Annotated in this window: 19 protein-coding genes; 14 read left to right on the forward strand and 5 right to left on the reverse strand. The window is 59.7% G+C overall.

The genetic code is table 11. The features are described 5' to 3' along the window. Positions 1 to 23 precede the first annotated feature (23 nt). From ribF to ispH, 5 genes are all read left to right on the forward strand, one after another. Positions 24 to 974, forward strand: coding sequence for a bifunctional riboflavin kinase/FAD synthetase (gene ribF, locus EAH74_RS21880; protein ID WP_008154932.1), 951 nt, complete (start codon positions 24 to 26; stop codon positions 972 to 974). Beyond that, complete coding sequence (gene ileS / locus EAH74_RS21885) at positions 975 to 3806, forward strand: isoleucine--tRNA ligase (protein WP_140681029.1); 2832 nt, start codon at positions 975 to 977, stop codon at positions 3804 to 3806. It begins immediately after the preceding gene. Further along, positions 3799 to 4311 carry a signal peptidase II gene (gene lspA / locus EAH74_RS21890; RefSeq protein WP_033054294.1) on the forward strand — a complete coding sequence of 171 codons (513 nt, stop codon included), beginning with the start codon at positions 3799 to 3801 and terminating at the stop codon, positions 4309 to 4311. The genes ileS and lspA overlap by 8 nt, the downstream gene beginning before the upstream one ends. 7 nt (positions 4312 to 4318) lie before the next feature. Then, positions 4319 to 4756, forward strand: coding sequence for an FKBP-type peptidyl-prolyl cis-trans isomerase (gene fkpB / locus EAH74_RS21895; RefSeq protein ID WP_193560142.1), 438 nt, complete (start codon positions 4319 to 4321; stop codon positions 4754 to 4756). A 154-nt stretch (positions 4757 to 4910) separates the two neighbouring features. Continuing rightward, positions 4911 to 5858, forward strand: coding sequence for a 4-hydroxy-3-methylbut-2-enyl diphosphate reductase (gene ispH / locus EAH74_RS21900; protein WP_033054296.1), 948 nt, complete (start codon positions 4911 to 4913; stop codon positions 5856 to 5858). On the opposite strand, the gene EAH74_RS21905 is transcribed toward ispH, so the two are convergent. Then, a complete protein-coding gene (locus EAH74_RS21905; protein ID WP_140681033.1) occupies positions 5827 to 6384 on the reverse strand; it encodes a GspH/FimT family pseudopilin in 558 nt (185 codons plus the stop codon). The genes ispH and EAH74_RS21905 overlap by 32 nt on opposite strands. A gap of 131 nt (positions 6385 to 6515) precedes the next feature. Between EAH74_RS21905 and EAH74_RS21910 the strand changes: the two genes are divergently transcribed. From EAH74_RS21910 to thiO, 7 genes are read left to right on the forward strand one after another with little or no spacing between them, the layout of a single operon-like run. Beyond that, complete coding sequence (locus EAH74_RS21910; protein WP_140681035.1) at positions 6516 to 6989, forward strand: GspH/FimT family pseudopilin; 474 nt, start codon at positions 6516 to 6518, stop codon at positions 6987 to 6989. After that, on the forward strand, positions 6986 to 7435 hold the full coding sequence (gene pilV, locus EAH74_RS21915; RefSeq protein WP_140681037.1) for a type IV pilus modification protein PilV: 450 nt from the start codon (positions 6986 to 6988) through the stop codon (positions 7433 to 7435). Before EAH74_RS21910 ends, pilV begins: the two co-directional genes overlap by 4 nt. Continuing rightward, positions 7432 to 8145: a PilW family protein gene (locus EAH74_RS21920; protein ID WP_140681039.1), complete on the forward strand. Its 714-nt coding sequence runs from the start codon at positions 7432 to 7434 to the stop codon at positions 8143 to 8145. Before pilV ends, EAH74_RS21920 begins: the two co-directional genes overlap by 4 nt. 11 nt (positions 8146 to 8156) lie before the next feature. Next, positions 8157 to 8636 (forward strand): pilus assembly PilX family protein, encoded by a 480-nt coding sequence (locus tag EAH74_RS21925; protein WP_140681041.1) that lies wholly within the window; start codon positions 8157 to 8159, stop codon positions 8634 to 8636. Continuing rightward, on the forward strand, positions 8623 to 11733 hold the full coding sequence (locus tag EAH74_RS21930) for a pilus assembly protein (protein WP_140681043.1): 3111 nt from the start codon (positions 8623 to 8625) through the stop codon (positions 11731 to 11733). The genes EAH74_RS21925 and EAH74_RS21930 overlap by 14 nt, the downstream gene beginning before the upstream one ends. Positions 11734 to 11747: 14 nt before the next feature. Next, a complete protein-coding gene (locus EAH74_RS21935) occupies positions 11748 to 12149 on the forward strand; it encodes a type IV pilin protein (RefSeq protein ID WP_140681045.1) in 402 nt (133 codons plus the stop codon). A gap of 56 nt (positions 12150 to 12205) precedes the next feature. Further along, complete coding sequence (thiO, locus tag EAH74_RS21940; protein WP_140681047.1) at positions 12206 to 13306, forward strand: glycine oxidase ThiO; 1101 nt, start codon at positions 12206 to 12208, stop codon at positions 13304 to 13306. Between the two features lie 3 nt (positions 13307 to 13309). Here the strand turns inward: thiO and EAH74_RS21945 are convergent, their stop codons facing one another. The 4 genes from EAH74_RS21945 to EAH74_RS21960 form a co-directional block, all read right to left on the reverse strand. Then, positions 13310 to 14650, reverse strand: a complete 1341-nt coding sequence (locus EAH74_RS21945; protein ID WP_140681049.1) for a sigma-54-dependent transcriptional regulator — start codon at positions 14648 to 14650, stop codon at positions 13310 to 13312. Between the two features lie 2 nt (positions 14651 to 14652). Beyond that, positions 14653 to 16242 (reverse strand): sensor histidine kinase, encoded by a 1590-nt coding sequence (locus EAH74_RS21950; protein ID WP_140681051.1) that lies wholly within the window; start codon positions 16240 to 16242, stop codon positions 14653 to 14655. Then, positions 16232 to 16465 (reverse strand): PP0621 family protein, encoded by a 234-nt coding sequence (locus EAH74_RS21955; RefSeq protein WP_008154904.1) that lies wholly within the window; start codon positions 16463 to 16465, stop codon positions 16232 to 16234. Before EAH74_RS21955 ends, EAH74_RS21950 begins: the two co-directional genes overlap by 11 nt. 122 nt (positions 16466 to 16587) lie before the next feature. Continuing rightward, positions 16588 to 17610, reverse strand: coding sequence for an outer membrane protein assembly factor BamD (locus tag EAH74_RS21960; protein WP_140681053.1), 1023 nt, complete (start codon positions 17608 to 17610; stop codon positions 16588 to 16590). A 151-nt stretch (positions 17611 to 17761) separates the two neighbouring features. Between EAH74_RS21960 and rluD the strand changes: the two genes are divergently transcribed. Continuing rightward, complete coding sequence (rluD, locus tag EAH74_RS21965; protein ID WP_140681055.1) at positions 17762 to 18724, forward strand: 23S rRNA pseudouridine(1911/1915/1917) synthase RluD; 963 nt, start codon at positions 17762 to 17764, stop codon at positions 18722 to 18724. Then, positions 18721 to 19440, forward strand: a complete 720-nt coding sequence (gene pgeF / locus EAH74_RS21970; protein WP_140681057.1) for a peptidoglycan editing factor PgeF — start codon at positions 18721 to 18723, stop codon at positions 19438 to 19440. The genes rluD and pgeF overlap by 4 nt, the downstream gene beginning before the upstream one ends. The last annotated feature ends 109 nt before the right edge of the window (positions 19441 to 19549 follow it).

Raw genomic sequence — 19549 nt, forward strand, 5'->3', positions numbered from 1 at the left:
ACTTTATGAGCAAGAAGCGCGTTATGCAGCTGGTTCGAGGCCTCCACAACCTGCGCCCCCAGCATCGGGGCTGTGTCGCCACTATTGGCAACTTTGACGGTGTTCACCGTGGCCACCAGGCTATCCTGGCGAGGCTCCGTGAGCGTGCGCTCGAGTTGGGCGTGCCCAGCTGCGTGGTGATTTTTGAGCCGCAGCCGCGAGAGTTCTTCGCGCCGGACACGGCGCCGGCCCGTCTGGCCCGGCTGCGGGACAAACTGCAGCTGCTGGCCGAGGAAGGTGTCGACCGGGTCCTGTGCCTGGCCTTCAACCAGCGCTTGAGCAAGCTCAGCGCCGCCGAATTCGTCGATACCATTCTGGTGGACGGCCTCGGTGTGCAACATCTTGAGGTCGGTGACGATTTCCGTTTTGGCTGTGACCGGGTAGGGGATTTCGATTTCCTGCAACAGGCTGGCGTTCTGCAAGGCTTTACCGTCGAAGCGGCGCAAACCGTCGAGCTGGACGGTATTCGCGTCAGCAGCACCCAGGTTCGCAATGCATTGGCCGCTGCCGATTTTGCCTTGGCCGAACGACTGCTCGGTCGTCCGTTCCGGATTGCCGGGCGGGTCCTGCATGGCCAGAAGCTGGCGCGCCAATTGGGTACACCCACGGCCAACATACAACTCAAGCGTCGTCGCGTGCCGCTGACCGGGGTTTACCTGGTCAACGTCGATATCGACGGCAAGACCTGGCCAGGCGTCGCCAATATCGGCGTGCGGCCAACCGTTCAAGGTGATGGCAAAGCCCACCTCGAAGTGCACCTTTTAGATTTTGCCGGCGATCTGTATGACCGGCGTTTGACGGTGGTTTTCCACCACAAGCTGCGTGAAGAGCAGCGTTTCGCCTCTCTGGAGGCGCTTAAGACGGCGATCAATGCGGATGTTGCCGCCGCCCGTGCCCTGTCGCACCTAGCGCCAATCGCTAATGAAGAGCCTTAAATGACCGACTATAAAGCCACGCTAAACCTTCCGGACACCGCCTTCCCAATGAAGGCCGGCCTGCCTCAGCGCGAACCGCAGATTCTGCAGCGCTGGGACAGCATTGGCCTGTACGGTAAGTTGCGCGAGATTGGCAAGGATCGTCCGAAGTTCGTACTTCACGACGGTCCTCCGTACGCCAACGGCACGATTCACATCGGTCATGCGCTGAACAAGATTCTCAAGGACATGATCATCCGCTCGAAAACCCTGTCGGGTTTCGATGCGCCTTATGTTCCGGGCTGGGACTGCCACGGTCTGCCGATCGAGCACAAAGTCGAAGTGACCCACGGTAAAAACCTGGGCGCGGACAAAACCCGCGAACTGTGCCGTGCCTACGCCACCGAGCAGATCGAAGGCCAGAAGTCCGAATTCATCCGTCTGGGCGTGTTGGGCGACTTTGCCAACCCGTACAAAACCATGGACTTCAAAAACGAGGCCGGCGAAATCCGTGCCCTGGCTGAAATCGTCAAGGGCGGTTTCGTGTTCAAGGGCCTGAAGCCTGTGAACTGGTGCTTTGACTGCGGTTCGGCCCTGGCTGAAGCGGAAGTCGAGTACGAGAACAAAAAATCCTCGACCATCGACGTGGCCTTCCCGATTGCCGACGAAGCCAAGCTGGCTGCCGCTTTCGGTCTGGCGTCGCTGGCCAAGCCTGCTTCGATCGTGATCTGGACCACTACCCCGTGGACCATCCCGGCCAACCAGGCGTTGAACGTTCACCCGGAATTCAACTACGCCCTGGTCGACGTTGGCGACAAACTGCTGGTGCTGGCTGAAGAGCTGGTCGAGTCGTGCCTGGCCCGTTACAGCCTGGAAGGCTCGGTCGTTGCGACCACCACCGGTAAAGAGCTGGAACTGATTAACTTCCGTCACCCGTTCTACGATCGTCTATCGCCGGTTTACCTGGCCGACTACGTTGAGCTGGGCGCCGGCACGGGCGTGGTTCACTCCTCGCCAGCCTACGGCGTGGACGACTTCGTGACCTGCAAGAAGTACGGCATGGTCAACGATGACATCATCAATCCGGTACAAAGCAACGGCGTTTACGTACCGTCGCTGGAGTTCTTTGGCGGCCAGTTCATCTGGAAGGCCAACCCGGCCATCGTCGACAAGTTGACCGAAGTGGGTGCGCTGCTGCACACCAGCATCATCGAACACAGCTACATGCACTGCTGGCGTCACAAGACCCCGCTGATCTACCGCGCCACCGCGCAGTGGTTCATCGGCATGGACAAAGAACCTGTGACCGGCGACACCCTGCGCAAGCGCGCGATCAAAGCCATCGAAGAGACCAAGTTCGTCCCGGCCTGGGGCCAGGCGCGCCTGCACTCGATGATCGCCAACCGTCCGGACTGGTGCATCTCCCGTCAGCGTAACTGGGGCGTGCCGATCCCGTTCTTCCTGAACAAGGAAAGCGGCGAGCTGCACCCACGTACCGCTGAATTGATGGAAGAAGTCGCCAAGCGCGTCGAAGTCGAAGGCATCGAAGCCTGGTTCAAGATGGACGCCGCCGAACTGCTCGGTGACGAAGCGCCACAGTACGACAAGATCAGCGACACCCTGGACGTCTGGTTCGATTCGGGCACCACGCACTGGCATGTTCTGCGCGGTTCGCACCCGATGGGCCACGAAACCGGTCCACGTGCCGACCTGTACCTGGAAGGTTCGGACCAACACCGTGGCTGGTTCCATTCGTCGTTGCTGACCGGTTGCGCCATCGACAACCACGCGCCGTACCGCGAGCTGCTGACTCACGGCTTCACCGTCGACGAGTCCGGTCGCAAGATGTCCAAGTCCCTGGGCAACGTGATCGCGCCACAAAAGGTCAACGACACCTTGGGCGCCGACATCATGCGTCTGTGGGTGGCTTCCACCGATTACTCGGGTGAAATGGCGGTTTCCGAGCAGATCCTGCAGCGCAGTGCGGACGCCTACCGGCGGATCCGCAACACCGCGCGCTTCCTGCTCTCGAACCTGACCGGCTTCAACCCGGCCACCGACATCCTGCCCGCCGAAGAAATGCTGGCGCTGGACCGTTGGGCCGTGGACCGCACCTTGCTGCTGCAACGCGAGCTGCAAGAGCACTACGGTGAATACCGCTTCTGGAACGTCTACTCCAAGATCCACAACTTCTGCGTGCAGGAGCTGGGCGGTTTCTACCTCGACATCATCAAGGACCGTCAGTACACCACTGGCGCCAACAGCAAGGCCCGCCGTTCGGCGCAAACCGCGCTGTACCACATCTCCGAAGCGTTGGTGCGCTGGATCGCGCCGATCCTGGCATTCACCGCTGACGAACTGTGGGAATACCTGCCGGGCGAGCGTAACGAATCGGTAATGCTCAACACCTGGTACGAAGGCCTGACCGAGCTGCCGGAAAACGTCGAGCTGGACCGCGCCTACTGGGAGCGGATCATGGCGGTGAAGGTTGCGGTCAACAAGGAAATGGAAATCCAGCGCGCGGCCAAGGCCGTCGGTGGCAACCTGCAAGCCGAAGTGACGCTGTTCGCCGAAGAGGCGCTGAGCGCCGACCTGGCCAAGCTGAGCAACGAACTGCGCTTCGTATTGATCACCTCGACCGCCACCGTTGCACCGTTCGTTCAGGCGCCGGCCGATGCCGTGGTCACCGAAGTCACCGGTCTGAAACTGCAAGTGGTCAAGTCGAGCCACGCCAAGTGCGCCCGTTGCTGGCACTGCCGTGAAGACGTCGGCGTGAACCCGGAGCATCCGGAAATCTGCGGTCGTTGCGTCGACAACATCAGCGGCGCTGGCGAGGTTCGTCACTATGCCTAATGCGGCTGGCCGTTTCGGACGGCTGAGCTGGCTCTGGTTGAGTTTGCTGGTCCTGGTCATCGACCAGGCCAGCAAGTTCTACTTCGAAGGCAAGCTCGAGATGTACCAGCAAATCGTGGTGATCCCCGATTTGTTCAGCTGGACCCTGGCCTACAACACAGGCGCGGCGTTCAGCTTCCTGGCCGACAGCTCCGGCTGGCAGCGCTGGCTGTTTGCCCTGATCGCGGTCGTGGTCAGTGCGGTGCTGGTCGTGTGGCTCAAACGTCTGGGGCGCAACGAAACCTGGCTGGCCGTCGCTCTGGCGCTGGTGCTGGGTGGCGCGCTGGGTAATCTGTATGACCGCATTGCCCTGGGCCATGTGATCGACTTCATTCTGGTGCATTGGCAGAACCGCTGGTATTTCCCGGCGTTCAACTTTGCCGACAGTGCAATCACTGTCGGTGCCGTAATGCTTGCGCTGGACATGTTCAAAAGTAAGAAAACCGGAGAAGCCGTTCATGACTGAACAGGTATTGGCTGAGCAACGCATCCGCCAGAACACGGAAGTCACCTTGCACTTTGCACTGCGCCTGGAGAACGGCGACACCGTCGACAGCACCTTCGACAAAGACCCGGCGACCTTCAAAGTCGGTGACGGCAACCTGTTGCCAGGGTTCGAAGCAGCGCTGTTCGGCTTCAAGGCTGGCGACAAGCGTACGCTGACGATTCAGCCGGAAAACGCTTTTGGCCAACCCAACCCGCAGAACGTACAGATCATCCCGCGCTCGCAGTTCAAGGACATGGAACTGTCGCCTGGCTTGCTGGTGATCTTCAACGATGCGGCCAATACTGAGTTGCCCGGCGTGGTGAAGGTATTCGATAACGAGCAAGTGACCATCGACTTCAACCACCCGTTGGCTGGCAAGACATTGACCTTTGACGTAGAAATCATCAACGTCAAATCGCTGTAACTGACCGGACTCGGTTAGAAATGTGGGAGCGAGCCTGCTCGCGAAGGCAGCCTGATATTCGACATTGATGTCGTCTGACACACCGCTTTCGCGAGCAGGCTCGCTCCCACAGTGGTTATTCACTGTTTCTTGCGCGCAAGACACGAGGCACAGCATGCAAATCAAACTCGCCAACCCCCGTGGCTTCTGCGCCGGTGTGGACCGGGCGATCGAAATCGTCAACCGCGCCCTGGAAGTCTTCGGGCCGCCGATCTACGTGCGCCACGAAGTGGTCCACAACAAATTTGTCGTCGAAGACCTGCGTGCTCGCGGGGCGATCTTCGTCGAAGAGCTGGATCAGGTGCCGGACGACGTCATCGTGATCTTCAGTGCCCACGGTGTTTCCCAGGCCGTGCGCACCGAAGCTGCCGGTCGTGGCTTGAAGGTGTTCGATGCCACCTGTCCGCTGGTGACCAAGGTACACATCGAAGTGGCACGCTACAGCCGCGACGGCCGTGAATGCATTCTCATCGGCCACGCCGGTCACCCGGAAGTCGAAGGCACCATGGGCCAGTACGATGGCAGCAATGGTGGCGCGATCTATCTGGTCGAAGACGAGAAAGACGTCGCCGCCTTGCAGGTGAACAACCCTGAAAAACTGGCGTTCGTGACCCAGACCACCCTGTCCATGGACGATACCAGCCGCGTCATCGACGCACTGCGTACACGCTTCCCGGCGATCGGTGGCCCGCGCAAGGACGACATCTGCTACGCCACGCAAAACCGTCAGGATGCGGTCAAGCAACTGGCCGACGAGTGCGACGTGGTCTTGGTGGTCGGTAGCCCGAATAGCTCCAACTCCAATCGCCTGCGTGAACTGGCCGAGCGGATGGCTACCCCAGCCTACCTGATCGACGGTGCCGAAGACCTGCAAAAGAGCTGGTTCGACGGTGTCGAGCGAATCGGCATCACCGCTGGCGCCTCCGCCCCGGAAGTCCTGGTGCGTGGCGTGATCCAGCAGTTGCAGGCTTGGGGCGCTACCGGTGCGGATGAACTGGCCGGTCGCGAGGAGAACATCACCTTCTCCATGCCTAAAGAGTTGCGCGTCCGTTCCCTGCTTTAACGCTTTTGCCCCCTGGGCACAGCGCCTGCTCAGCCTTATGGCTGCGCAGGCTGACGCGGCCGGTCGCGGCCAGCACCACTTGGAGCTGAGTGACCGGTTCGCGGGCTGCGCAAATGTGCAGTGTCCCCGCTTGAAAGGCCCGTCCGGGCATCTGTGGCTCGCCGATACTGTTGAAACGTATGTATCGCCTGACCGGCCAATTGCCGACAATCGGCACCTGAGTGCCACTCGTGCGTTCAACCAACAGCGGATTGCTGGCGTCCTCCGCCCCTTTACCACTGATATCCAGAATAATCCGCCAGCCCTGGCTCCAGTCGCCGTTGATAGCGTGAATCACGACGCTCTGGTTGCCTGTGATGGCAACGGTTCTGGCGTTGCGTATACCGCTGATAAGCGACTCGGCCACTTGCTCGCGATGGTTCGATTCAGTCAGTGCAGCAAACGCCGGACTGACCAACAGCAGAACAATCCCGACAATTGTCAGTCCCATGAGCAGTTCGATCAGGCTGAAACCTCGCTGATGCATGTCATCTCCCTCCCTGGAGTGCTGCGGCCCGCGCGATCCCTGCGCGAGTAATGGCAAAACAACCGTACATCCGCCGGTCGAATGTTCTAGCGTGTAGAAGCAGGTATAGCCGACGGCAACGGAGGGCACCGATGGATCATCGTACAAAAGGTTTCACGCTGATCGAGTTGCTGATCGCGCTCGCGGTGTTTCTGGTCCTGATCACTCTGGCCGTACCGGCGTTTACCCGTTCGGTGCAAAGCACCAAGGCCGACACCGAAATAGGCGATCTGCAACGCGGACTCAATTTCGCCCGACTTGAGGCCATCGACCGTGGTGTCACCACCCGGCTGCGCCCGACGGCCGGCGGCAGTGCCTGGACCGGAGAATTAACGGTCTTTGACGGTACTGGCAATCCGGCCAATGTATTGCGGGTTGTTCCAGCGATGAGCAGCGGCGCGACTCTGACGCTAACCTCAGGAGTGACCGCCATCGATTTCAACAACCTTGGCGGGTTGTCAGCACCGTCCACGGCGGTAGTGATCAGCTATGTACTGGGGGCGCAAAGCAGGACGCTGAATGTGTGTTTGAACGGACGAATTCTATTGGGTGGAAGCTGCGGATGAGGGGATGGAGCAAGCGCGCACAGGATGGCATGACGCTGATTGAAGTGTTGGTTGCATTGTTGATTCTGACCGTGGGGCTGTTGGGGGCTGCGGCGATTCAGCTTAATGCGCTGAAGTACACGGACAGCGCGCGGATGACCAGTCAGGCGAGTTTTATCGCCTACGACATGATGGACCGCATTCGCGCCAACACCGGTGCCGACTACACCGTCACGCCACCGACTTCGGGCAACCTGAGCGTATCCCGGGATCAGGATCTCTACGACTTCACCACCAACATCGTTAATTTTGGCGGTGCCACTGCCACCGGTAGCGTTACGCTCATTCAGCGGGTGTACACCATCACCATCACCTGGGATGACTCGCGGGCTGCGAACATCGCCAATTCGCGGCGTAGTTTCGTCCTGACCAGTCGCGCCACCGTCGATCCGGTGTCGACGCCATGAACCAGTCCAACAGAGGTTTCGGCCTGATCGAGTTACTGATCGCCCTGGCATTGAGTTTGGTCGTGGTCCTGGGCGTGGCGCAGATTTTCATCGCGGCCAAGAACACCTATGTCAGCCAGAACACCGCTGCCGCCATGCAGGAAGATGCGCGTTTCGTGCTGAGCAAGATGATTCAGGAAATTCGCATGGTCGGCATGTTCGGATGTCTGGGGGCGGTCACCGATTCAAGCTCGGCGGGTGACTTCAATGCCAGCCAGACAACGCCCATCAGTTGGGATAACGCCAACCTCAAACTGACCCTGGTGACAGCGGATGTCGGCGGCAGTGGTGGGGTACCGACCTGGACGGTGGTTTCCGATTGTCGGAACAATGCAACGGCCTACACCGGCGTCCGGGTTCCGGGGTCGGGAGAGCTGGCGTTTCCGATCCGGCGCTTGATCTACAGCTTCAGCAACAATCAACTGCTGATGGGTGTCGGCACCGGCACGCCGGCTCAGGCGGTGCTGGTGAACAACGTCAGTGCCTTCAACGTGAGCTTCGGCCTCGCCAGTTCCGCCACTGATGTGGCCGCCTCCAGTTACAGCAGCAACCCCACTGATCCGGCGCGCATTCGTAGTGTTCGCCTCACGTTGACTCTCACGGACCCGAACAACCGGGTACGCAATCAAACCTTCAACGTGGTTGCCGCTTTGCGCAACCGGTTGCCATGAGGGGAGGGCCGATGAGTATTTCTCCCGAGATCCCTCACTCCCAGCGCGGCATGGCGCTGCTGATCAGCCTGGTGTTTCTTCTGTTGCTGACACTGATCGGCCTTTCATCCATGCAAAACGCCACCCTGCAGGAAAAAATGGCCGCCAGTGTGACCTTGCGCAATCAGTCGTTCCAGGGCGCGGAATCGGCGTTGCGCGTGGGTGAAAGCGCGGTGCAACTGGATACCTTTTCGTTGCTGGTCTGCAGCGGCACTACCCAATGCGCACCGCCGGCCGAGTCGTCGACAATCACCGGCGCCGGCTTCAATTCCACCTCGGGGGTGACCTGGATCGCCTCCGGCAGCGGTTTTTACGGGGTGCAGAACATCGGCACCACCTTGACTGCCGTGAATGTGCCGAGCAACACCTCGACAACGTTGTACCGGGTGACCGCCGTGGGCATCGCGGGTAACTCGCGCAGTGTGGTGGAGAGTATTTATGCAAAGGATTGAATGGCGTGGCGGGTTGTGGCGGTTGTTTTGCGGCGCGGTGTTGGGGCTTTGCCTGTCGGCGCCGGCCTATGCGTTCACGCCCTCGGATTCGCCGCTGTTGAACGCCGCCGCCGTGGCTCCCAACGTGATGCTGTTACTCGATGACTCGGAGAGTATGAACAACATTATCTGGGCGGCAGGCTTTGATCCGACGGTTGCACGTACTCCGGTGACTATTTGCCTCTCGAATGGTACGTGCTTGAAAGGCCGGGATCTTGACATGACCGATAACAATATTGCCCTGTCGAGTTTGAATCATGGAACATGCTCGAAGGCCGGATGGTACGGTTTTTATAAAAACAGCCTTCTCGGTCTTGATTCGCTTTGCCTCAAGCTTCCCGATCCGGTGGGGAGCGAGGACACTCTATATACGGCGAATTACCTGTCTTATCTGATAAGCCTGGCCAACAATTCCGACCGGGATTTCACCGATGGCTCGATTCCCAATGATTATCGGATGAATGTGGCGCGCAACGTTTCCAAGGCGTTGGTGGCCAGCAACCGCTCGCTGCGCATCGGCCTGGCAACGTTCAACCTGGCTGTCGGCAACCATAAGGATGACGGCGGTTACATCGCCCGTTCGGTCAGTGATTTGTCGGCAGTCAGCGGCACCGTGACACAGGCGCAGGCCGATACCAACTACAACGCATTGCTCGCCGGAATCGATGAACTGAGCGCGCAGGCCAATACGCCGCTGGCGGAAGCCTATTACGAGATCACCCGCTATTTCCGTGGCATGGCGCCATACAACAACTCGACGCCCACCACCTACACCAGTCCGATTCAATACCGCTGCCAGAGAAATTACGGCGTAGTAATCACCGGTGGTCTGCCGACCTTCGACCAAACCTTTCCGACCGACGATCCGCTGGGCGGCAGCCAGTTGCCGAACTGGGACGGTATCAGCAGTAACGATGGCGCCAACCGTTTTGGCGACAACGAGGGCGACACCCTGTTCCTGGATGACATCGCCAAGTTTGCCTTCGATATCGACATGCGCTCCACGGGAACCGATGCCGCGGGCAAAAGTTGGGACACCCTGGATTTTCCCAGGCAGAACATGAATACCTACACCGTGGGTTTCACCGCAGCAAACCAGATGTTGTCGGATGCCGCGGCCTATGGACAGGGTAAGTACTACCGGGCGACCGACGGCACTGGGCTCAACAGCGCACTGTCTTCGGCCTTGAGCGATATCACCTCCAAGGCTGGCTCAGGTGGCAGCGGCGTGGCCAGTGGCACCACTCTGGCCAGCAACTCAAGCTACTTCCAGACAAGCTACGATCCCAAGGACTGGCGGGGCACCATCAAAGCCTTTGGCTTCACATCGGCCGGCGCGGTCAACACAGCCGCAGCGCTGTGGACGACCGATACCACCATCTTGCCCGGTGCCACCGCGCCGACCTACCAGTCCTGGAATACCCTGACCAACGCCGTCGTCACCCTGGCCTACAGCAATTTCTCTCCGGTCCAACAGACTTCCCTCGGCCAGGGGCTGCCCACCGGCATCACCGGTAGCGATCTGGTGGAGTGGAGCAAGGGCACCAACAAGACCGGGTTAAAAGCGCGCAGTGTATTGCTCGGCGACATCATTAATTCGCCACTCGTGCTCGCCGCGCCCACGGACAAAACCGCATCCGATCTGGTGGGTGATACTACCTACAGCACCTACCTGAGCACCAAAGCCGCCAACATGAATGCCAGCCTGGTGGTGAACGCCAACGATGGTTTTGTAAACGTCATCAACTCGACCAAGGGTGTCAGACGTTACGCCTATATGCCCTCCAGTGTGCTGCCATCATTGCGCTACATCGCTGACCCCACTTACATCAATGGGGTAAGCCACAAGTTTCTGGTGGATGGCCAGGTCGGCGTGTTCGATGCTCAACTCGACAGTGCCTGGAAAACGCTGGCGATTGGCGGAACAGGGGCAGGCGGCAAAACCTTCTATGCACTGCAACTGTTCGACGCATCGGCCGGTAACGTGACAAGGGCATTGTGGGAGATCAGTGCGCCGGCCACGGCCAGTGCGGAGAATGTTTTCAATGATCTGGGTTATGCCTATGCGCGCCCCGAAGTGGCACGCTTGGCCGATGGTCGCTGGGCGGCGTTTATCTCCAACGGCTATGGCAGCAACTCCGGCGTGGCAGCGCTGTATGTGGTGGATATCCGTGACGGCTCGCTGATCAAAAAAATCGTGGTCGACAGTACAGATACCACCAATGGCCTGTCGTCGGTGAAGCTCAGGGTCAACTCGCAGAATGTAGTGCAGTCTGCCTATGGTGGCGACCTGAAAGGGCGGTTGTGGAAGTTCGATTTGAGTGGCGCCACCACCGACACCTGGGGTGTGGCGTTTTCCGGCAAGCCGTTGTTTACCACGGCGGGCGGCGCAAGCCAGCCGATCACCGTACAACCATTGCTCGCCGATCACGCATTGGGCGGCAAGGAAGTGTTTTTCGGCACCGGCAAATTCAATGAGACCGCCGACAAGATCAACAAGGATCTACAGGCGTTCTACGCGGTATGGGACGCGGAGGGTGGTACGGGGCAAATCACCACTTCCAGCTTGCAGGCGCAGGCGGTGACCGGCGTTATTTCGGGCAGCACGGGGCAACTCATCACCACCAGCCAGAACGAAGTAATCTACCCGGCAAAGAAAGGCTGGTACTTGCCCTTGGTGTTCAACAACGTGCTAACCGGTGAGCGGGTGATCAATCAGGCCAGTCTGGTGTCGGGGCGAATCGTTTTTACCACGGCCAGTGTGGATACCACGGACCCGTGTGCCAGCTTCGGCACCGGCAAACTGGTCGAACTGGATGCATTCAGCGGTAAGATGCTCAATTACGCGGTGCTCGACACCAATGGCGACGGGCTGGTCGACATCAAGGATTCGATTTCCAGCGGGGTGATTTTCACCGGCGGTATTCCGACGCTGAACGCGATCGTCAACAATGCATCCCGCAAGATTGTGAACGACTCCAGCGGTGGCATCAGCTCCCTGGTGGAAAAGCCCGGCGGCGGCGGTAGCCGTCGCATCATGTGGCGACAAATACAGTAAGTGAGAGTTGAGTCATGCGCAGATCCAACCGAGGTTTTACCCTGATCGAAATCATGATCGTGATTGCGATCATCGGGATCGTCATCACCATTGGCTACCCTAGCCTCACCGAGTACGTAAAAAAGGGCCGTCGAACTGAAGTGGCCGGGCTGCTCTCCGAGCAGGCGCAGATCCTCGAGCGTTTTTATTCGCAGAACAATGTTTACACCAACGCCGCCGGCCTGAGCCCAGGCAATGACTTTTACACCATTACCCAGACACTGACCGATCAGACCTTCCTGCTGACGGCCGTGCGCAAGTCTGGCAAAGCCATGGAGACTGACAAATGTGGGGATTTCACCATCTCCAACACCGGTGTCAGAAGCATGGTCAATGCGACGGCCGGGCTCGTCACTAAAGATTGCTGGGGTCGCTGAGTTTCTTTTTCGGGTGCCTTTTGTGCCCTCTGTCTATTTAACGGTTGGATCAGAACATGACCAGGCAACAGCAAGTGGTGATTGTCGGCGGCGGCGTGATTGGTCTGCTGACAGCGTTCAATCTCGCGTCAGAAGTGCAAAGTGTTGTGCTGCTGGATCGTTCGAACGTCGGTCAAGAGTCGTCCTGGGCCGGCGGCGGCATCGTCTCGCCGCTCTACCCGTGGCGCTACAGCCCGGCGGTCACCGCGTTGGCGCATTGGTCCCAGGATTTTTATCCACAGCTGGGTGAGCGACTGTTTGCAGCCACCGGTGTCGATCCCGAGGTGCATACCACCGGGTTGTACTGGCTGGACCTCGATGACGAGGCCGAGGCGCTGGCATGGGCCGAGCGGGAAAACCGTCCGTTGCGGGCTGTGGATATCTCGGCGGCTCACGACGCGATGCCGGTGTTGGGGAGCGGTTTTTCCCGGGCGATCTACATGGCCGATGTGGCCAACGTGCGTAATCCGCGGCTGGTGAAGTCCCTCAAGGCTGCGTTGCTCGCCCTGCCGAACGTGACGATTCATGAGCAGTGTGAAGTCAGCGGGTTTATCCGTGAAGGCGCTACGGTGGTCGGGGTGCAGACCTCGGCAGGAGCGATTCATGGCGATCAGGTGGTTCTGACCGCGGGTGCCTGGAGCGGTGATTTACTCAAGAGCCTGGACTTGGACCTGCCGGTCGAACCGGTGAAAGGGCAGATGATTCTCTACAAATGCGCAGCGGATTTCCTGCCGAGCATGGTTCTGGCCAAGGGGCGTTATGCGATTCCTCGGCGCGACGGCCACATTCTGATCGGCAGTACGCTGGAGCATGAAGGCTTCGACAAGACACCAACCGAATCTGCCCTGGAGAGCCTGAAGGCATCGGCGGTGGAGTTGATTCCTGCACTGGCGGATGCCGAGGTCGTGGGACACTGGGCCGGGTTGCGACCGGGCTCGCCGGAAGGCATTCCTTACATCGGTCGGGTGCCAGGGTTCGAAGGGCTTTGGCTCAATTGCGGGCATTACCGTAATGGCTTGGTGCTGGCGCCGGCGTCGTGTCAGTTGTTTGCGGATGTGATGCTGGGGCGTGAGCCGATCATTGATCCGGCACCGTATGCGCCGGCTGGACGGATCTGAGACTCAATCGAGTCCCAGTTTCTTGAGCCTGTAGCGCATCGATCTGAATGAAAGATTCAACCGCTGAGCCGCCGCCGTGCGGTTCCAGCGGGTTTCTTCCAGGGCCTGGAGGATAAGGTTGCGTTCGACGTTTTCCAGGTAGTCTTCCAGGTTGTCGATCTGCGTCAGGTCCGGCACACCGCCTTCCGGGTTGCAGTTGCCTTCGGCCAGTCGCAGGTCGCTGGCTTCAATTTGTTTGTTTTCGCACAACGTGTGCGCCCGTTCGAGCACGTTCTCCAGTTCCCGCACATTGCCGGGGAAACGATAGTTTTTCAGTGCGTCGAGGGCTTGGGGGTGGAGTTTTGCGGCGGGTTGGCCAGTGCTGGTGGCCAGGCGTTTGAGCATATGGCTGGCGAGGGATTCGATGTCGTCACGGCGTTCGCGCAAGGGCGGTACCCGTAGTTCGATTACGTTCAACCGGTAGTACAAGTCCTGGCGAAAGCGTTCGGCGGCGACTTCGGCGTCGAGGTCTTTATGGGTGGCGCACAGGATACGCACATCGACCACGGTTTCCTGTTGCTCGCCGACACCGCGAACGGCTTTTTCCTGTATGGCTCGTAGCAGTTTGACCTGCATCGCCAGCGGCAAATCAGCCACTTCGTCGAGGAACAGGGTGCCGCCATGGGCAGCCTGGAACAGTCCGGGTTTGTCTTCGATGGCACCGCTGAAGCTGCCTTTGCGATGACCGAAAAATTCGCTCTCCATCAATTCTGACGGAATCGCCCCGCAATTGACCGGGATAAAGGGTTGGGTGGCGCGCGGTCCTTGCTCATGGATCAGTCGCGCGACCAATTCCTTGCCGCTGCCGGATTCGCCGCTGATGTACACCGGCGCCTGGCTGCGGGCCAGTTTGTCGATGTGTTTGCGCAATGCGCGCATGGGCGGCGAATCACCCAGTAGCCGGCGATCGATGGCGATGCCAGTGCCGCCCGGCGCAGGCAACCGAAGCGCGCTGCTGACCAGTTCCCGCAGGCGCGTGAGGTCCACCGGTTTGGTCAGGAAGTCGAAGGCGCCGGCCTTGAGGGCGTTGATCGCCGTTTCCAGGCTGCCATAAGCGGTGATCATTGCCACCGGTACGTTTGGGTGGCGTTGCTGGATGTGTTGCACCAGCTCAAGGCCGGTGCCGTCCGGCAGGCGCATATCGGTCAGGCACAGGCCGAACGTCTCTCGCGACAGCAGGGCCTGGGCTTCGCCGAGGTTGCGGGCACTGAAGGTGTCGAGTTTCATCCGTCCCAGGGTGATTTCCAGGAGTTCGCGGATATCCGGTTCGTCGTCGACGATCAGGACTTTTTGCCGTGGGCTCATCTTCAACTTTGTTTCCGTCCGTGAGCAAAAGTGATGCGAAAGCAGCCGCCGCCTTGGCGTGGTTTGAAGTCTAGGCGGGCCTGGTTGCTTTCGCACAGCTCACGGGACAGATAAAGCCCCAGGCCGGTGCCTTGGGTGCTCGTGGTGAAGAACGGTTCGAACAAGTGCACGTGGTGCTCCGGTGCCACTCCGGGGCCATCGTCCAGGATCTCGAGGACCGGCAGTTGGCTGTCCGGGTCGACAAACAACTCGAGCCAGACCTGTGCCAAGTCGTGATTCAAGGCGCTATGGCGCCAGGCGTTACGCAACAGATTGTCGAGAATCTGGGTCAGTTGGTCTGGATCCATCAGGGTCTTGAAGTCCCCTGAGCCGATGCGCAGGTGAGTTTTCTGACGCTCGGTCGCCCCCTCGCGGGTTTCGTTGACGAACTGTTCCAGCCACGGCTTCAGATCAAGCCGTTGCGCTACGGTTTGCTGGCGGCGGGACAGTTGCAGGACGTTTTCGATTACCCGATTCATTCGCTGAGAGTGGTCTTGAATAATCTGTGTCAGACGTCGATCCGCGCGGTTCAGTTCCTCTGATTCCTGCAATAGCTGCGCGGCATGACTAACGGCGCCCAGTGGATTTCGAATTTCATGGGCGATACCGGCGGTCAGGCGACCGAGGGCGGCGAGCTTCAATTGCTGGGCTTGTTGAGCGATTTGCGCGAGGTCTTCGAGAAAGACCAGGGTCTGGTGGTGTGGGCTTTGGTCCAGGGCAATGAAGCTCGGTTGCAGCTCCAGACCACTACTGGCGACTTTCAGGCTCTGGGGGCGCAGCGTTGGATTGTTGAGCCACAGTTGCAGGCGTTCGACCAGGTTGGGTAAGTAGTCGTCGATCAGCTGGCCTGCAAGATTTTCCCTGCCTAACAGGTTCAAGGCGCTGTGGTTGGCCAGTTGAACCCGCCGTTTGTCGTCGAGTACCAGGATGCCGGTACGCATGCGTTGCAGGATCAGTGCGTTGAGGGCTTCGAGGCCGACGACTTCGCTGGCCCGTTGTTCGGCGAGGGTTTCGCTCACCTCCAGGCGTCGGATCAGCCCTTGCACCAGCAATGCCGCAGCAAAACACAAGGCGCCGAGCGTGCCGACTTGCAGGTAATCATTGGGGGTGGCGCGATGGCTGAAACTCAGGAGGAAGCTCAGCCCGACGATGCCGAGCGCGCCAACGGCGGCAATCAGCAGGCCGATGCGCCCTCGCAACAAGGTATTACTGATGGCTACCGATACGATCAGCAAGTTGCCGATGGCGCTGGCCACACCGCCGGCGGCGTAGAACAGACCACACAGCAGCAGGACGTCGGTCAGCGCCAGGCTGAACAGTTGCGCCGGGCGCCGGGTGTTCCCGAGGAATACCACCAGCAGGATATTCAGCACCAGGTAAAACCAGCTGCCACTGCGCAGCAGGTCGTCATTGCTGAACGTCAGCAGCTGGTTGTCCATGTTGCTGGAGATCAACAGCACCAGGGTGATGCCGATGCTCAAACGGTAAAGGTGATAGAGGCGCAGCAGTCGCCGGGCCTGTTTGCTGCCGGGACTGGAGGTCTCAGCGGTCACTGGAGCCCGGGCCTTGCTCAAGATGAGCCTGGCTGCAATACCACTGTTGTTGAAGGCTCAGCGCGCGGTCGCGTGGCAGGTGTACGCCGCAATGGGCGCAGCGGACCATGGGGGCCGCTTCCAGCTCGGCAGAGGACTTGGGCACAGAAGCCTGGCCCTTGAACTTGCGCCAGAACCATACCGCAGCGGCAATCAGGGCGATCCAGAACAGTAAACGAAGCATGATGAGCTGCTATTTGACGAGTGATGAGCCAGTTTAGCCAAGGACATGACCAGCGCACAGCGTAATCATCGAGCCCATAAAAAAGGAGCCTCGAAAGGCTCCTTTTTGTACAACCCGACGTGTCAGTCGAACACGCCAAAGGTCATGTAGCTGAACCACGAGCGGTCGCTGTTATTGGCTTCGGACTCGTGTTGCTCTTCTTCGATCACGTCGCCATTTTCATTTTTAGGCTTGAGATCGTTCGGAATCGCGTCCTTGGCGTCCTGGAACTGCTTCTGCACGTCCTGGTTGGCGCGGGTTTCGCCCGGCGGCAGCGGTGGACGGGATTCGATCAGGCCCAAGGTCGCCTTGCTCAACCACGAACGGTTATCGGCTTCGGCCACCGATGGCACGAACTGACCGTCCACCAGGCTTGGATGATTCGGGTAGTTGAGCTTCAGGGTTTCGAGGCTGGTGGCAGCCAGGTCGTCCAGGTGCAGACGCTGGTAGGCTTCTGTCATCACCGCCAGGCCGTCACCGACCGAAGGGGTTTCCTGGAAGTTTTCCACCACGTAGCGACCACGGTTCGCGGCGGCGACATAGGCCTGACGGGTCAGGTAGTAGTCGGCAACGTGAATCTCGTAGGCCGCCAGCAGGTTGCGCAGGTAGATCATGCGCTGCTTGGCGTCCGGCGAGTAGCGGCTGTTGGGGAAGCGGCTGGTCAGCTGGGCGAACTCGTTGTAGGAGTCGCGAGCGGCGCCCGGGTCACGCTTGGTCATGTCCAACGGCAGGAAGCGCGACAACAGGCCGACGTCCTGGTCGAAAGAAGTCAGACCCTTGAGGTAATACGCGTAATCCACGTTCGGGTGCTGCGGGTGCAGGCGAATGAAGCGCTCGGCGGCGGACTTCGCAGCTTCAGGCTCGGCGTTCTTGTAGTTGGCGTAGATGAGCTCGAGTTGAGCCTGATCGGCGTAGCGACCGAACGGATAACGCGACTCCAGCGCCTTCAGCTTGGCTGTGGCGGCGGTGTAGCTATTGTTGTCCAGATCGTGCTGAGCCTGCTGGTACAGCTCGACCTCGCTCAGGTTTTCGTCTACGACTTCCTTCGATGAGCAAGCAGCGGTCAATGCGAGGATGGCGATCAGCAGCAGGTGTTTCACTTGCATGGCGGCTTGCGTCCCTATGACGGCCGCTGTCTTGGGCGGGGCCGTCCTGTTATGATGAGCGCCCCGTTGAATAGCCTCGGGGCAAAAGACGCCGTATTTAACCACAAGCGCGCAGCCGAAACCAAAGGCTGTGCCGACGCCTAGTCTGAGCATGTCCGATAAAATTGAACTTCGCGCAGAGGTGCCGTCCGAATTGGGCGGCCAACGCCTCGATCAAGTCGCCGCACAATTATTCGCTGAGCACTCGCGCTCGCGCCTTTCCGCCTGGATCAAAGACGGCCGCCTGACTGTGGATGGGGCGGTTATCCGCCCGCGAGACATCGTTCATGGTGGTGCCATTCTTGAACTCACTGCCGAGCAGGAAGCTCAGGGCGAATGGATCGCTCAGGACATCGAGCTGGACATCGTCTATGAAGACGACGACATCCTGGTGATCAACAAACCTGCGGGTCTGGTGGTGCATCCGGCTGCCGGCCACGCTGATGGCACCTTGCTCAACGCCTTGCTGCACCACGTGCCGGACATCATCAATGTGCCCCGCGCCGGTATCGTGCATCGCCTGGACAAGGACACCACCGGTCTGATGGTGGTGGCCAAGACCATTCAGGCGCAGACACAGCTTGTCACGCAATTGCAGAGCCGCAGCGTAAGCCGGATCTACGAGTGCATCGTGATCGGTGTGGTGACTGCCGGCGGCAAGATCAACGCGCCGATCGGTCGTCACGGTCAGCAACGCCAGCGCATGGCCGTGATGGAAGGTGGCAAGCAGGCCGTCAGCCATTACCGCGTGCTCGAGCGTTTCCGCTCCCACACTCACGTGCGGGTGAAGCTGGAAACCGGTCGTACGCACCAGATTCGTGTGCATATGGCTCACATTAACTTCCCGTTGGTCGGAGATCCTGCCTACGGCGGTCGTTTCCGCATTCCGCCGGCAGCCAGTGTGACCATGGTCGAATCGTTGAAGGCGTTCCCGCGTCAGGCACTGCATGCGCGGTTCCTGGAACTGGATCACCCGACCACCGGTAAACGCATGAGCTGGGAATCGCCACTGCCGGACGATTTCGTCTGGTTGCTGACGCTGCTCAAGCAAGACCGCGAGGCGTTCATCGGATGAGTGACTGGCTGATTCCCGACTGGCCTGCGCCTGCCGGGGTGAAAGCCTGCGTTACCACCCGTGCGGGCGGCGTCAGTCTGGCGCCGTTCGACAGCCTCAACCTCGGCGATCACGTCGATGACAGCCCCGAAGCTGTTGTCGAAAACCGCCGTCGCCTCACCGATCATTTCTCTATTCAACCGGCCTGGTTAAAGCAGGTTCACGGCATTGCCGTGGCCCACGCAGACCCAAGCCTTACGGCCACTGCCGATGCCAGCTGGACGGCAACGCCCGGTATTGCCTGCACGGCTATGACCGCGGATTGCCTGCCGGCGCTTTTCTGTGACCGTGCCGGTACTCGCGTAGCGGCGGCTCATGCCGGATGGCGCGGGTTGGCGGCGGGTGTGCTGGAAGCAACACTCGACAGTCTGGCCGTGCCGCCAGAAGAAGTGCTGGTCTGGCTCGGTCCGGCCATTGGTCCGCAAGCCTTTGAAGTCGGCCCTGAAGTGCGCGAAACCTTCGTCGAGCAATTGCCCGAAGCCGCTAAAGCCTTTGTGCCGAGTCAAAATGCTGGCAAATTCATGGCTGATATCTATGAGCTTGCGCGCTTACGTCTGGCGGCTCGCGGTGTCACCGCTGTTTATGGTGGCGGTTTCTGCACCGTAACTGATCCACGCTTCTTTTCTTACCGCCGCAGTCCACGTACTGGTCGGTTTGCCTCCCTGATCTGGCTTTAGTGTCCTGTCTCACGAGTACTGTTCCTTTTTGACGGTGTCTGTTGCCGTCATGCTGCGTTGTCGCTCCTCGCCATAGCGGGCTATGACTCGTCGCGACGCCTTGCCTGAC

Source organism: Pseudomonas mandelii (assembly GCF_006438925.1).
GTDB classification, from domain to species: Bacteria; Pseudomonadota; Gammaproteobacteria; order Pseudomonadales; family Pseudomonadaceae; genus Aquipseudomonas; species Aquipseudomonas mandelii_C.